Here is a 13,739-nt window from a genome sequence, read left to right on the forward strand (position 1 = left end):
TCAATCTAGTGCGCGGACGCCATAAATCCAGTGGGCAGCCGGCCTTGGCGAAGCGCGTCGGCAAGCGCGCGACCGTCCTCGCCCGCCAGCCGCATCGCCGCCAGCGTCGGGGCGCCGTGACGCTTCGCCAGCCGCTCGCCATCCGCCCCGGTCAGCAGCGGATGATGGCGGTATCGCGGCGTCGGCAGGCCCAGCAGCGCCTGGAGCAGACGATGGACGTGAGTCGCCGCGAACAGGTCGACGCCGCGGATCACGTCGCTCACTCCCTGCGCCGCATCGTCGACGGTGACGGCGAGGTGATAGCTCGCCGGCGCATCCTTGCGCGCCAGCACGACGTCGCCGTGGCTCGCGGCGTCGGCCGCCACCGTCCCCGCCGTCTCGTCCCACCAGTTCAGCGGCCCCGCGACCGCCGCCGCCGCGCCTGCGTCGAGCCGCCAGCAATGCGGCTCGTGAATTCGCCCGGTGGTATCGATCCCCCGGCACGTCCCCGGATACACCGCCTCCGCGCCGTGCGGCGCCGTCAGGCTCGCCGCCGCGATGTCGGCGCGGGTGCAGAAGCAGGGATAGACGAGGCCCATCGCCTTCAGCTGGTCGAGCGCCGCCGCATAACGATCGAGCCGCGCCGACTGGAACACCACCTCGCTGTCCCAGCTCAGCCCCAGCCAAGCCAGGTCGGCCAGGATCGCCTCGACATGCTCGCGCCGGCTGCGCGTGCCGTCGATGTCCTCGATGCGCAGCAGGAACGACCCGCCCCGCCCGCGCGCCCAGTCGTGCGCCCGGATCGCCGAAAAGGCGTGCCCCAGGTGCAACCGTCCGGTAGGACTGGGCGCAAAGCGGGTGACGACGCCCGGCCCTTGACCGCGAATCACCGGCTGTGCTGTCATACGTGCGTCATGCCCGGCAGCCATGGCCGCCGGCATCAGCAGCGTCGGAGGGGCCGTGTTTCATCCCGATCTGATCCGCCATCCTGATAGTTGCCCGGCGCTCGTCCTGAACGCCGACTATACGCCCTTGTCCTATTATCCGCTCAGCCTGTGGCCATGGCAGACCGCGATCAAGGCGGTATTCCTCGAGCGGGTCGATGTCGTCGCCCATTACGAACGCGAGGTCAGAAGCCCGACCGCCGCGATCAAGATCCCGTCGGTCATCGCGCTGCGCCAGTTCGTCAAGCCGTCGCAATTTCCCGCCTTCACCCGCTTCAACCTCTTCCTGCGGGATCGCTTCGCCTGCCAATATTGCGGCAAGCCCAAGGATCTGACCTTCGACCACGTCGTGCCCCGGGCGCAGGGCGGGCGGACGACGTGGGAGAATGTCGTCACCGCCTGCGCGCCCTGCAACCTCAAGAAGGGCGGCCGTACGCCGCGCCAGGCGGCGATGCCGCTCCACGTCGAGCCAATCCGCCCGACCAACTGGCAACTTCAGGAACATGGCCGCAGCTTCCCGCCCAACTATCTGCACGACACGTGGCACGACTGGCTCTACTGGGACATCGAACTGGAGGCCTGACGGCCGGGCGAGGATATAGATGGTGCGGACGGTGATGACGGCGATGGCGATGACGCTGATGCTTGCCGGGTGTGGCGGCGAAAAGCGTCGGGAAAAGCAGGCGGCAGCCGATGCGAAAGCCGCCGATTTCGTGCCGCCGTCGGTCACCTCGCGCCTCGATTTCGGCAGCGCGATGGAACGTCGCTTCCGCACGCTCGACCGCAACGGCGACGACATGATCGACCAGACCGAGCTGCCCCGCCGCAACGCGCGGATCAAGCTGCTCGACCGCAACGGCGACGGCAAGGTCAGCGCGATCGAGTTCAGCGAGGGCCAGCTCGCCCGCTTCGACCGCATGGACCTGAACCACGACGGCACCGTCACCTCGGAGGAACAGGAAGCCGCCCGCCAGGGCCGCCTCGACCCGACCCCGCTGCCCTCGGCGACGCCGACCCCGACGGCGGGACGCTGAACTTACCACCCCCGTTCGTCCTGAGGAGAGGCTGAGCGCATGCGAAGCCTCGTCTCGAAGGGCAGGAACACCCAAGCAAAACAATGTCACTCGGTGCGTTATCGCGCCCACCGTCGAACCGTCGGCATCTTTCCCGCATCCCGCGCGTATCTGTTCGCGTAGCATGGCCGTAGCGCGTCCCGCGCTTTACTGGGCTATGTTCCAGAGGGAGGAGCCCTGACATGAGCCAAACCAACGATATCATCGATGCACTCGATGCCCGCGTACAGCGGCGCGAGGAGCGTCGCGACTTCTTCAAATCCGCGTTCGGCGCCGTCGCCGTAGCCACCGCCGGTGCCGCGACGCTCGGCTTTGCGACCCGCGCGGGTGCGCAGACCGTGACCGATGCGGACGTGCTGAACTTCGCGCTGAACCTCGAATATCTCGAAGCGCAATTCTATTCGTTCGCCGCATTCGGCGTCGGCCTCGCCAGCGGCAACCTCACCGGCACGGGGACGCAGGGCGTCGTCACGGGCGGTCGCCAGGTCAACTTCAGCGACCCGCTCGTCGCCCAATATGCGCGTGAGATCGCGCAGGACGAGGCGGCGCACGTGCAGTTCCTGCGCACCGCACTCGGCACGTCGGCGGTCGCCCAGCCCGCGATCAACATCTCGGGCGACGCCAACGGCGCCTTCACCGCCGCCGCCCGCGCCGCCGGCGTGGTCGGCAGCACCGGGACGTTCGATCCCTATTCGTCGGACGAGAATTTCCTGCTCGGCGCGTACATCTTCGAGGACGTCGGCGTCACCGCCTACAAGGGCGCGTCGCCGCTGATCACCAACAAGACCTTCCTCGAGGCAGCGGCCGGCATCCTCGCGGTCGAGGCGTATCACGCCGCGATCGTGCGCACGACGCTGTTCGCCAAGGGCATCCAGACCCCGGCGCTGATCACCGCCACGACGCAGATCAGCGACGCGCGCGACAGCCTCGACGGCGGTACCGACCTTGACCAGGGGCTCACCAACGCGTCGACGGTGTCGAGCACCAACCCCTACGGGACGATCACCACCACCGGACTCGCCACCGCGCAGACCGTGGGTGCGTCGAACATCGTGCCGCTCGATGCCAACGGCATCGCCTACAGCCGCACGACCGGCCAGGTGCTCAACATCGTCTATCTGACCAAGGCGGCAGCGACGATGGGCGGCTTCTTCCCGAACGGTGTCAACGGCACCATCCGCACCAGCACCGCGCAAGCCTGAGCCAGGAAGGAATTCGACCCATGTCCGATATTCAAGACCGGCTCGAGATCTTCGACGCCATCGCCGAGCGTCGCAACGAGCGTCGCCGTTTCCTTCGCTTTGCCGGCGGCGCCGCTGCCGGGGTCGGCGGCCTCGCGCTGCTGTCCGCGTGTAACGACGACAACGATCCGACACCGTCGCCCACCCCGACGCCGACTCCCACGCCGTCGTCCACCTCGGCGCAGCTCGACATCGACGTGCTCAACTTCGCGCTGAACCTCGAATATCTCGAGGCGCAGTTCTATAGCTGGGCGGCGTTCGGCGTCGGCCTCAACCCGTCGCTGACCACGGGCGTCGGCACCACCGGCACCGTCACCGGCGGCGCGCAGGTGAACTTCAGCGACAACGTCGTCCGTCAATATGCGCGCGAAATCGCGCAGGACGAGGCGGCTCACGTCATCTTCCTTCGCTCGGCCCTCGGCTCGGCGGCGGTGGCGATGCCCAACCTCAACATCTCGGGCGACGCCAACGGTGCCTTCACCGCGGCGGCGCGCGCGGCGGGCGTCGTCGGCTCGACGGGGACGTTCAACCCCTATGCCTCCGACGAGAACTTCCTGCTCGGCGCGTTTATCTTCGAGGACGTCGGCGTGACCGCCTACAAGGGCGCGATCACCTCGATCACCAACAAGACGTATATCGAGGCGGCGGCGGGCATTCACGCTGCCGAGGGCTATCACGCCGGCCTGATCCGCACGATCCTGTACGCCAAGGGTCTCCAGACCCCGTCGCTGCGGACCGCTGCGGGCCAGATCAGCGATGCGCGCGACAGCCTGGACGGGTCGAGCGACCTCGACCAGGGGATCACGCTGCCCAACGGCACGCTGACCACCACGGCCCTTGCCACCAACGTCACGGTCCAGGCATCGAACCTGGTGCCGACCGACAGCAGCGGCATCGTCTTCAGCCGCACGCCGGCGCAGGTGCTCAACGTCGTCTATCTCAGCGCCGGGACGGGCCGCACCTCGGGCGGCTTCTTCCCGAACGGGATCAACGGCAACATCCGCACGACCTGATCCCCCCTCCGGATCGTGCAGATGCCGTTGAGGGCCGTCGGGAAACCGGCGGCCCTTTTCGTTGGCGCCGCCCCGCAACCGCCGCTATGATCGCCTTCATCCCCGGGGGAGCGCCATGCATGCGCTTGAGAGGGAGGCCGCAACCTCCGACCCGCCGAACCTGATCCGGCTGACACCGGCGTAGGGAGTGGAAGCGGCGTCCGCCACCGGTCCCCCGCCTCCTCTCCTTCAAGATGGAGAGTGACGATGGCCGATATTCCCGCGCGTACCGAACTGAAGGTGACCACCGGCCCGATCCGCGGCAGCCGCAAGATCCACGTCGGGCCTCTCGGCGTCGCGATGCGCGCGATCGATCTGGAGCCGGGCTGCGGTGAACCGCCGCTCAACGTCTACGACACCAGCGGCCCCTACAGCGACCCCGCCGCCCGCATCGACATCATGGCCGGCCTGCCCCAGCTGCGCCGCGACTGGATCATGGCCCGCGGCGACGTCGAGGCGTATGACGCGCGCGAGGTGCGGCCCGAGGACAACGGCCAGCTCGGCCCCGATCGGTCGGGCGGCGTGCCGCAATTCCCCAATACCGTCCGCCGCCCCTTGCGCGCGAAGGCCGGCGCCAACGTCAGCCAGATGCACTATGCCCGCCGCGGCATCGTCACGCCCGAGATGGAATATGTCGCGACCCGCGAGAATCTCGGTCGCGAGATGCTCAAGGAATATGTCCGCGACGGCGAGAGCTTCGGCGCCGCCATCCCCGACTACGTGACGCCGGAATTCGTCCGCGACGAGGTCGCCCGCGGCCGCGCGATCATCCCCAACAACATCAACCACCCCGAAACCGAGCCGATGGCGATCGGCCGCAACTTCCTGGTCAAGATCAACGCCAACATCGGCAACAGCGCGGTGGCCAGCAACGTCGCGCAGGAAGTCGACAAGCTCGTCTGGTCGATCCGCTGGGGTGCCGACACGGTCATGGACCTGTCGACGGGGCGCAACATCCACGACACGCGCGAGTGGATCATCCGCAACAGCCCGGTGCCGATCGGCACCGTCCCCATCTATCAGGCGCTGGAAAAGGTCGGCGGCATCGCCGAGGAGCTGACGTGGGAGATCTTCCGCGACACGCTGATCGAACAGGCCGAGCAGGGCGTCGATTACTTCACCATCCACGCCGGCGTCCGCCTGCCCTACGTCCCGCTCACCGCCAAGCGCGTGACCGGCATCGTCAGCCGCGGCGGCAGCATCATGGCGAAATGGTGCCTGGCGCATCACAAGGAGAGCTTCCTCTACGAGCGCTTCGACGAGATCACCGAGATCATGAAGGCGTATGACATCGCCTATTCGCTCGGCGACGGCCTGCGCCCCGGCAGCATCGCCGACGCCAACGACGAGGCGCAGTTCGCCGAGCTCTACACGCTGGGCGAACTCACCAAGCGCGCCTGGGAGCAGGACGTCCAGGTGATGATCGAGGGCCCCGGCCATGTGCCGATGCACAAGATCAAGGAGAATATGGACAAGCAGCTGGAAGCGTGCGGCGAGGCGCCCTTCTACACGCTCGGGCCGCTGACCACCGACATCGCCCCCGGCTACGACCACATCACCAGCGGCATCGGCGCCGCGATGATCGGTTGGTACGGCACCGCGATGCTCTGCTACGTCACGCCCAAGGAGCACCTCGGCCTGCCCGACCGCGACGACGTGAAGGTCGGCGTGGTGACCTACAAGCTCGCCGCCCATGCCGCCGACCTGGCGAAGGGCCACCCCGCCGCCAAGCTGCGCGACGACGCGCTGAGCCGCGCGAGGTTCGAGTTCCGCTGGCGCGACCAGTTCAACCTGTCTTTGGACCCGGAGACGGCCGAGCAATACCACGACCAGACCTTGCCCGCGGAAGGCGCCAAGACCGCCCACTTCTGCTCGATGTGCGGCCCCAAGTTCTGCTCGATGAAGATCACCCAGGAAGTCCGCGACTTCGCCGCCAAGCAGAATGCACCGGTGGAGACGTTCGTCGCGGCGGAGGATGCCGAGGCGGGGATGGCAGCGATGAGTGAGCTGTACCACCATACCGGGCGGGAACTGTACATGGGGGGAGGCAATCGGGAGCACGATTGACCAATGCAATGCTTACCGTCCATAACGGTTGACAGCGTTGCTGATTGCAGCAGAGCGCACTGTCGAAATCGATCGGATAAGCGATGCCAGGCAAGGTCATTCTTGAGAACATCCGCAACGTAGGCAGGCTTGAATTCGAGATACCCGATCGGGGAGTTTGGCTGCTCACTGCCGGAAATGGTGGGGGCAAGAGCTCACTATTAGCTTGCCTTCGTCGGCTAGGGTATCGTCAAGCATTCCCTGTGCACTTCCCGACTTCTCAGCGATCAGAACGTTTAGATAATTTTGATAATGCCCGTATAACTTACGAAATTAACGATGACTCAGTGACTTATTCATATAGTGGTATTCGATGGGCACCTATACCGAAGAAGAATAGTCAAATATTTAGCCGGTTTGGTTATTCTGATGTAGTTTACATCGGAGCGACCGCAGATCGGATATCACCAAGGCCCGGGGACTTTGATACTGGTCGCGTTCAAAGAGCAGCTCCGTACGTGGTGCAAAATGCAAATCGTATATTTGACACCGACCGGTATTCGTTGCTCCGGAGCGTAAATCTGACCCGCGGCGGCTGGAATCGCGCGTATGTTATGGCGCATGATGATAATCCCCGTACCTATCACTCTGAAAATCACTTTAGCATGGGCGAGTTATGCGTCTTGAACTTGCTTCAACAAATAAACGAATGCCGCAATAACTCTCTTTTGCTTATCGACGAACTGGAATTAGCAATACACCCAAAGGCCCAGCGCAATCTCCTAGAATACCTTATAGAGGAAGCTCAGCGCAAAGGTCTTACCGTAATATTTTCGACACATTCCGTCACCCTCTTAAAGGCGGCTAGACGAAGAAGCATAATTCTACTGAATCGTGTTGGTGACAATGTCGAGCCAATGTATGGGTGCTTCCCTGCCTTAGCGCTAGGTTACTTGGCAGACACGGAAGAGCGTATCGCCGATAGTTTCATCTACGTTGAAGACGAGGCCGCCGCGTATGCGGTTGAGCCTCTTGTGAAGCTAGCAATCCGTGAAAAATATGACCGGATGGAGGCTTTTCCGACTGTTAGCATCGTACCGATAGGCCCTTTCTCAGCCGTGATGCGGTTTATGAGGGGCAGCGCCGCCATGTTGCCAGATCATGTTATGCAACACGCACTTTTGGATGAAGACGTTCAAACAGAGACGCTTGGGCGCTGGCAGAGGAGTGGAAACGCCGTTAGGTTGGCCGAGTTCGAACAAATACGTCGTCGAACTTCTTTTCTGCCCTGGGTTCCAGAGGTGCTTGTTTGTCGACAAATGTACATCGGTGCGGATTTCTACCAAGCGGAATTGCGACGTGAGTTGATGAGTGCAAGAGTGGGTATAAACCGAGGATCTTTTGGTTTTGTAGATCAGTTGCATGGCTCGGATCTTCGCGCTGAGGCTAAAAGAGCTTACGATGACTTCGTGACACACCTGATGACTGTGTCGGGTAAAACGGAACCCGAAGTTAAAGCGCTGCTATTCAAAGTCGTTGCTGAGAAAGCGTTTTCCGATGAACCGGGAACATACAACGCGTTGCTAGTCCCAATGATCTAAGCTGCCAGGGAAAACCGGCGGGGGTAATCCGCCTCAGCCGTCTTTTTACTCACCCCCATGCTCACCATCCTCCCCTACACCGACGACCTCGCCCCCGCGTTTCACGCCATCAACGCCGCGTGGATCGCCGACATGTTCGTGCTGGAGCCGCATGACGAGCATGTCCTGTCGCACCCGCGCGAGGCGATCGTCGACAAGGGCGGCACCATCCTGTTCGTCCACCACCCCGATCATGGCGTGATCGGCGCCGGCGCGCTGATGCCGACCGGCGGGCGCGGCTATGAGCTGACCAAGATGGGCGTGCGCGCCGACGTCCGCGGCACGGGGGCGGGCGCGGTGCTGCTCGACGCGCTCATCGCCCATGCGCGGGACCTGCCCGACCTGACGACGCTCTACCTGCTCACCAGCAGCAAATGCGCCGCCGCGATCCATCTCTATGAAAAGGCGGGCTTCGTCCACGACGCCGCGATCCTGGCGAGCCACGGCGCCACCTACGCCCGCTGCAACGTCGCCATGCGCCATCCGCTCGGCTGACGCGGCACGTCCCCCCCAAAAACCGTCATGCTGAACGCGTTTCAGCATCTCGGGCCGCGGAGCCGACCACGCAGAGATGCTGAACCAAGTTCAGCATGACGGTCTGGGTCGGGATAACTGTCCTATGCCCACCCCATCCGAGTGTGAAGAGTCTCAACATTCGCATGGAGCCCCCTTGCACTCGCCCCCCGATCCGGCCACATCGCCCCCGTCCTCCCCAGGCGCCCAACCCCGATGCCGCATCCGTGCGGCACGTGAAGGAGTGACGACATGATCGACAAGGCCGGCCTTAAGGTCGCGGCGCCCCTCGCCGACTTCATCGAGGCCGAGGTGCTGCCCGGCACCGGCATCGACGCCGCCGGCTTCTGGCATGGCACCGCCGCGATCCTGGCCGCGTTCGCCCCCCGCAACCGCGCCCTGCTCGCCCGCCGCGACGAGCTCCAGGCCGCGATCGACGGCTGGGACGGCGACGTCACCGATACTGCCGCCTACGAGGCGTTCCTCCGCGCCATCGGCTATCTCGTCCCCGAGCCTGCGCCCTTCGAGGTCGCCACCGAGAACGTCGACGACGAGATCGCCCGCCTCGCCGGCCCGCAGCTCGTGGTCCCCGCGCTCAACGCCCGCTTCGCGCTCAACGCCGCCAACGCCCGCTGGGGCAGCCTGTATGACGCGCTGTACGGGACGGATGCGATACCCGGCTCACCGGCCGGCAAGGGCTACGACCCAGACCGCGGCGCAAAGGTCATCGCCTGGGCCAAGGCCTTCCTCGACCGCGCCGTACCCCTAGCGGACGGCAGCTGGGCCGACTGGACCGGGGGCACCCCGACGCTCGCCGATCCGTCGCAACTGGTCGGCCGCAACGGCGATAACTGGCTCTTCCGCCACCACGGCCTCCACATCGAGGTCGTCGTCGACCCCGCCCACCCGATCGGCCGCTCCGACCCTGCCCATATCGCGGACGTCCTCCTCGAAAGCGCGCTGACGACGATCATCGACCTCGAGGATTCGATCGCCGCGGTCGATGCCGACGACAAGGTCGCGGCCTATCGCAACTGGCTCGGCCTGATGCGCGGCGACCTTGCCGCCAGCTTCACCAAGGGCGGCGAGACGATGACCCGCACGCTCGAGGACGACCGCCGCTACACCGCCAGCGACGGCAGCGAGCTGATCGTCCCCGGCCGCTCGCTGCTGTTCGTCCGCAACGTCGGCCATCTGATGACGACGCCTGCGGTCCTGCTCGCCGACGGCAGCGAGGCGCCCGAGGGCATCGTCGACGCGATCGTCACCAGCGCCATCGCGCTCCACGACCTGAAGGGCCTGGGCCGCTTCCGCAACAGCCGCACCGGCTCGATCTATATCGTGAAGCCCAAGATGCACGGGCCGGACGAAGCCGCCTTCACCAACGACCTGTTCGACGCGGTCGAGGACCTGCTCGGCCTGCCCCGCCACACGATCAAGGTCGGAGTGATGGACGAGGAGCGGCGCACCAGCGCCAATCTTGTCGCGACGATCCACGCGGTGCAGGACCGTATCGTCTTCATCAACACCGGCTTCCTCGACCGGACGGGCGACGAGATCCACACCTCGATGCGGGCCGGGCCGATGATCCGCAAGGGCGCGATGAAGGCGAGCGACTGGATCGCCGCGTACGAGGATCGCAACGTCCAGATCGGCCTCGCCTGCGGCCTGTCGGGCCGGGCGCAGATCGGCAAGGGCATGTGGGCCGCCCCCGATCGCATGGCCGACATGCTCGACCAGAAGCGTAGCCATCCCATGACCGGCGCCAACACCGCCTGGGTGCCGAGCCCCACCGCGGCGACGCTCCACGCGACGCACTATCACGACGTCGACGTCTTCGCCCGCCGCGCCGAACGCGCCGCCGAGCCGGTGGCGCCGCTGTCGAAGCTGCTCGCCGTGCCGCTGGCGAAGGGCCGCAACTGGTCGCCCGAGGAGATCCGCGAGGAACTCGACAACAACGCGCAAGGGATCCTCGGCTATGTCGTCCGCTGGATCGACCAGGGCGTGGGCTGCTCCAAGGTGCTCGATATCCACGACATCGGCCTGATGGAGGACCGCGCGACGCTGCGCATCAGCGCGCAGCACATGGCCAACTGGCTGCTCCACGGCGTTGTCACCCCGCCAGAGATCGACGCCGCCTTCACCCGCATGGCCGCGAAGGTCGATGCCCAGAACGCCGGCGACCCCGCCTACGAACCGTTGAGCGGCGGCGCGGGCCTCGCCTACCAGGCCGCCCGCGCGCTGGTGTTCGAAGGCGTGGACCAGCCCAGCGGCTACACCGAACCGCTGCTGCATGCGTACCGGCTGCGGAAGAAGGGGCATTAACTCCCCTACCTCCGTTCGCCCTGAGGAGAGGCTGAGCGAAGTCGAAGCCTCGTCTCGAAGGGCAGGTTCCGGGCGTGTGGTTCGAGACGGCGCTTCGACTTCGCTCAGCGCCTCCTCACCAGGAACGGATGGGGCTTGAACGCCATCACAATAAATCCGGCATAATCTTGCGACATTTCCCCCCTACCGCCCGCGCTCGAAGACAGGGGACGAACATGCGATACGGTTGGGCGATGATGATGGCGGCGAGCTGGCCGGCGATGGCGGCGGCGCAGCAGGCGACGCCCGCGCCGGCGGCGCCGGCAACCCCGGCGGCGACCGCCCCGGCGCCGCAGGAAGAGGAAGCCGACGAGCCCGACATCATCGTCACCGGCAGCCGCAAGCCGCCGGGCTCGGTCGTCGGCGACATTTCGCCCGAACAGACGCTGGGGCCGGCCGATATCCGCAGCTACGGCGTCAGCTCGGTGGCCGACCTGCTCACCGAACTCGCGCCCCAGACGCGCAGCGGTGCGGGCGGCGCGCCGGTCGTCCTGCTCGACGGCAAGCGCATCGCCGGCTTCCAGGAAATCCGCGACATCCCGACCGAGGCGATCGCCCGGACCGAGATCCTGCCCGAGGAAGTCGCGCTGAAATACGGCTACAGCGCCGACCAGCGCGTCGTGAACATCGTCCTTCGCCGCCGCTTCCGCGCCACCACCGTCGAGCTGCGCGATACCCAGCCGACCGCGGGCGGCCGCAACACGCCGCAGGGCGATCTCGACCTGCTGACGATCCGCCAAGGCCGCCGCTTCAACCTCCACACCACGCTGTCGCAAAGCTCGGCGCTGACCGAGGCGGAGCGCAACATCTCGGCCCAGTCGACCGAGGGCGCGGCGGTCGCCTTCGACCAGCGGCCCTACCGCACGCTGCTGCCCGAGAGTCGCAGCGCCTCGGTCAACGCCGTCTATGCCCGGCCGATCGGATCGGTGTCGGCGACGCTCAACGGCCAGATCGACATCACCGAAACGACCGGCCAATTCGGCCTGCCCACCGTCAACTTTACGCTGCCCGGCGGCGGCAGCGTGTCGCGCGTCCTGAATGGTGGCGGGTTCAACCCGCTCGAAACGCGCACTTCGATCATCAACACCCACCTCGGCACCACCGCCAACGGCGTGACGTCGGGCTGGAACTGGACGCTGACCGGCGCCTATGATCGCAGCGCCACCCAGACCTTCACCGACGTCGGCGTCGACAGCGCCGCCTATCAGGCGCGCCTCCTGGCGGGCGATCCCTCCGCCAACCCGCTCGGCCTGCTGACCCCGGCGGACATCGGCGCCTCGCCGGCCAACCGCGGCTATGCGGTATCGAACACCGGCAACGTCAACCTGCTCGCCTACAAGCCGATCTTCACCCTGCCGGCCGGCGATGTCTCGACCAGCATCCGCGTCGGCGCGACGACCAGCGACTTCACCAGCCGCTCCTATCGTGCCGGCCTGATCCAGACCGGCGACGTGTCGCGCGACAGCGTCAACGGCCGCATCAACCTCGACGTGCCGATCGCCAGCCGCGGCAAGGACGTGCTCGCGTTCCTCGGCAACCTGTCGGTCAACGGCAACGCCGCAATCAACCGATTGTCCGACTTCGGCACGCTCAAAAGCTGGGGCTATGGCGCCAACTGGTCGCCGGTGGTCGGCGTGCGCCTGATCGGGTCGGTCAGCCAGCAGGACGAGGCGCCGAGCGCGCAGCAGCTCGGCAATCCGCAGCTGGTAACGCCCAACCAGCGCTTCTTCGACTTCGTCACCGGGACGACCGCCACCATCACCGCGATCACCGGCGGCAATCCCAACCTGCGCGCCGACAACCGCCGCGTCGACAAGATCGGGCTGACGATCGCGCCCTGGACGAAGCGCGACGTCAACTTCACCGCCAACTTCACCCACACCCGGATCGACGATCCGATCCAGTCGCTGACGTCGCCGACCGCGGCGATCCAGGCGGTCTTCCCCGATCGCTTCGTCCGCGACGCGGGCGGCAACCTGCTGCGCGTCGACACCCGCCCGGTCAATTTCGCCAGGTCGGAGGCATCGGAGCTGCGCTACGGCATCAACTTCTCGGTGCCGCTGAAATCCAAGATCCAGAAGCAGATCGAGGCATTCCGCGCCGGCACCGGACCCAATCCCTTCGCCGGCCTGACCTTCCCCGGCGGACGCGGGCCCGCCGGCGGCGACGGCCAGCCGCGGCGCAATCGCGGCGATGGCGACACCACGCCACCACCGCCCAATGCGGGCGATGCACCGACCGGCACCGCGCCGGGCGAAAACCGCAACCCCGACGCGCCCGGCGGCGGCGGCCAGGCGGGGCAGGGCGGTCCCGGTGGCGGCTTCGGCGGTCGCGGCTTTGGCGGCGGTGGCGGCGGCTTCCGCGGTGGTGGGTTCGGCGGCGGCCGGGGCGGCGGTGGCGGGCGGCTGCAATTCGCGGTCTATCACACCTGGCGCTTCACCAACCGCGTCACGGTGGCGGACGGTGGCCCGACGCTCGACCTGCTCAACGGCGACACGCTCGGCGGCGGCGGCGGTACGTCGCGGCACGAGATCGAGGGCCAGGCCGGCTACAACAACAACGGTCTCGGCGCGCGACTGTCGGTCAATTACGCCAGCGGCACGCGGGTCAATGGCGGCACGCCTGGCAATCCCGAACCGCTCGACTTCTCGGGCCTCGGCACCGCCGACCTCAGGCTGTTCGCCGATCTCGGCCAGCAGCTCGGGCTGGTGCGCGAGCATCCCTGGGTGCGCGGCATGCGCGTCACCTTCGCGGTGACCAATCTCTTCAACAGCCGCCAGCGGGTGACGACGTCGGACGGCACCGTCCCCGTCAGCTACCAGCCCGCCTATCTCGACCCGCTCGGCCGCGCGGTGCGGGTGAGCGTGCGCAAGCTGTTCTTCTGATG

Annotated in this window: 10 protein-coding genes and 1 riboswitch; of the genes, 9 read left to right on the plus strand and 1 reads right to left on the minus strand. The window is 66.3% G+C overall.

All coding sequences use genetic code 11. The features are described 5' to 3' along the window. Positions 1-5 precede the first annotated feature (5 nt). On the minus strand, positions 6-884 hold the full coding sequence (gene gluQRS, locus GGQ80_RS01650; RefSeq protein WP_183981979.1) for a tRNA glutamyl-Q(34) synthetase GluQRS: 879 nt from the start codon (positions 882-884) through the stop codon (positions 6-8). 55 nt (positions 885-939) lie between these two features. Here gluQRS and GGQ80_RS01655 point away from each other — a divergent pair, with 55 nt between their 5' ends. The 9 genes from GGQ80_RS01655 to GGQ80_RS01695 all read left to right on the plus strand — a co-directional run bounded on the left by GGQ80_RS01655 (position 940) and on the right by GGQ80_RS01695 (position 13,737). After that, positions 940-1,506: an HNH endonuclease gene (locus GGQ80_RS01655; RefSeq protein WP_183981980.1), complete on the plus strand. Its 567-nt coding sequence runs from the start codon at positions 940-942 to the stop codon at positions 1,504-1,506. A 22-nt stretch (positions 1,507-1,528) separates the two neighbouring features. After that, a complete protein-coding gene (locus GGQ80_RS01660; RefSeq protein ID WP_343050743.1) occupies positions 1,529-1,957 on the plus strand; it encodes an EF-hand domain-containing protein in 429 nt (142 codons plus the stop codon). 221 nt (positions 1,958-2,178) lie between these two features. Next, positions 2,179-3,198, plus strand: coding sequence for a ferritin-like domain-containing protein (locus GGQ80_RS01665; protein ID WP_183981981.1), 1,020 nt, complete (start codon positions 2,179-2,181; stop codon positions 3,196-3,198). Between the two features lie 20 nt (positions 3,199-3,218). Then, positions 3,219-4,250, plus strand: a complete 1,032-nt coding sequence (locus GGQ80_RS01670; RefSeq protein ID WP_183981982.1) for a ferritin-like domain-containing protein — start codon at positions 3,219-3,221, stop codon at positions 4,248-4,250. Positions 4,251-4,344: 94 nt separating this feature from the next. Beyond that, a riboswitch (TPP riboswitch) is annotated at positions 4,345-4,454 on the plus strand. Positions 4,455-4,496: 42 nt separating this feature from the next. Beyond that, complete coding sequence (thiC, locus tag GGQ80_RS01675) at positions 4,497-6,356, plus strand: phosphomethylpyrimidine synthase ThiC (protein ID WP_183981983.1); 1,860 nt, start codon at positions 4,497-4,499, stop codon at positions 6,354-6,356. An 83-nt stretch (positions 6,357-6,439) separates the two neighbouring features. Next, the gene (locus GGQ80_RS01680; RefSeq protein WP_183981984.1) at positions 6,440-7,936 is read left to right on the plus strand and encodes an ATP-dependent nuclease; all 1,497 of its coding nucleotides are present in this window, start codon (positions 6,440-6,442) and stop codon (positions 7,934-7,936) included. Positions 7,937-7,993: 57 nt separating this feature from the next. Beyond that, complete coding sequence (locus GGQ80_RS01685) at positions 7,994-8,470, plus strand: GNAT family N-acetyltransferase (RefSeq protein WP_183981985.1); 477 nt, start codon at positions 7,994-7,996, stop codon at positions 8,468-8,470. Positions 8,471-8,740: 270 nt separating this feature from the next. Further along, positions 8,741-10,813, plus strand: a complete 2,073-nt coding sequence (locus tag GGQ80_RS01690) for a malate synthase G (RefSeq protein ID WP_183981986.1) — start codon at positions 8,741-8,743, stop codon at positions 10,811-10,813. Between the two features lie 215 nt (positions 10,814-11,028). Beyond that, positions 11,029-13,737: a porin family protein gene (locus GGQ80_RS01695; protein WP_183981987.1), complete on the plus strand. Its 2,709-nt coding sequence runs from the start codon at positions 11,029-11,031 to the stop codon at positions 13,735-13,737. The last annotated feature ends 2 nt before the right edge of the window (positions 13,738-13,739 follow it).

The sequence above is a fragment of the Sphingomonas jinjuensis genome, from assembly GCF_014197105.1.
GTDB lineage: Bacteria > Pseudomonadota > Alphaproteobacteria > Sphingomonadales > Sphingomonadaceae > Sphingomonas > Sphingomonas jinjuensis.

Bases quoted from the DNA above. Each gene is read 5' to 3' on its own strand.
- GGQ80_RS01685 (WP_183981985.1), top strand. From the start codon at position 7,994: ATGCTCACCATCCTCCCCTACACCGACGACCTCGCCCCCGCGTTTCAC.
- GGQ80_RS01665 (WP_183981981.1), top strand. From the start codon at position 2,179: ATGAGCCAAACCAACGATATCATCGATGCACTCGATGCCCGCGTACAG.
- GGQ80_RS01690 (WP_183981986.1), top strand. From the start codon at position 8,741: ATGATCGACAAGGCCGGCCTTAAGGTCGCGGCGCCCCTCGCCGACTTC.
- GGQ80_RS01680 (WP_183981984.1), top strand. From the start codon at position 6,440: ATGCCAGGCAAGGTCATTCTTGAGAACATCCGCAACGTAGGCAGGCTT.
- thiC (WP_183981983.1), top strand. From the start codon at position 4,497: ATGGCCGATATTCCCGCGCGTACCGAACTGAAGGTGACCACCGGCCCG.
- GGQ80_RS01670 (WP_183981982.1), top strand. From the start codon at position 3,219: ATGTCCGATATTCAAGACCGGCTCGAGATCTTCGACGCCATCGCCGAG.
- gluQRS (WP_183981979.1), bottom strand. From the start codon at position 884: ATGACAGCACAGCCGGTGATTCGCGGTCAAGGGCCGGGCGTCGTCACC.
- GGQ80_RS01695 (WP_183981987.1), top strand. From the start codon at position 11,029: ATGCGATACGGTTGGGCGATGATGATGGCGGCGAGCTGGCCGGCGATG.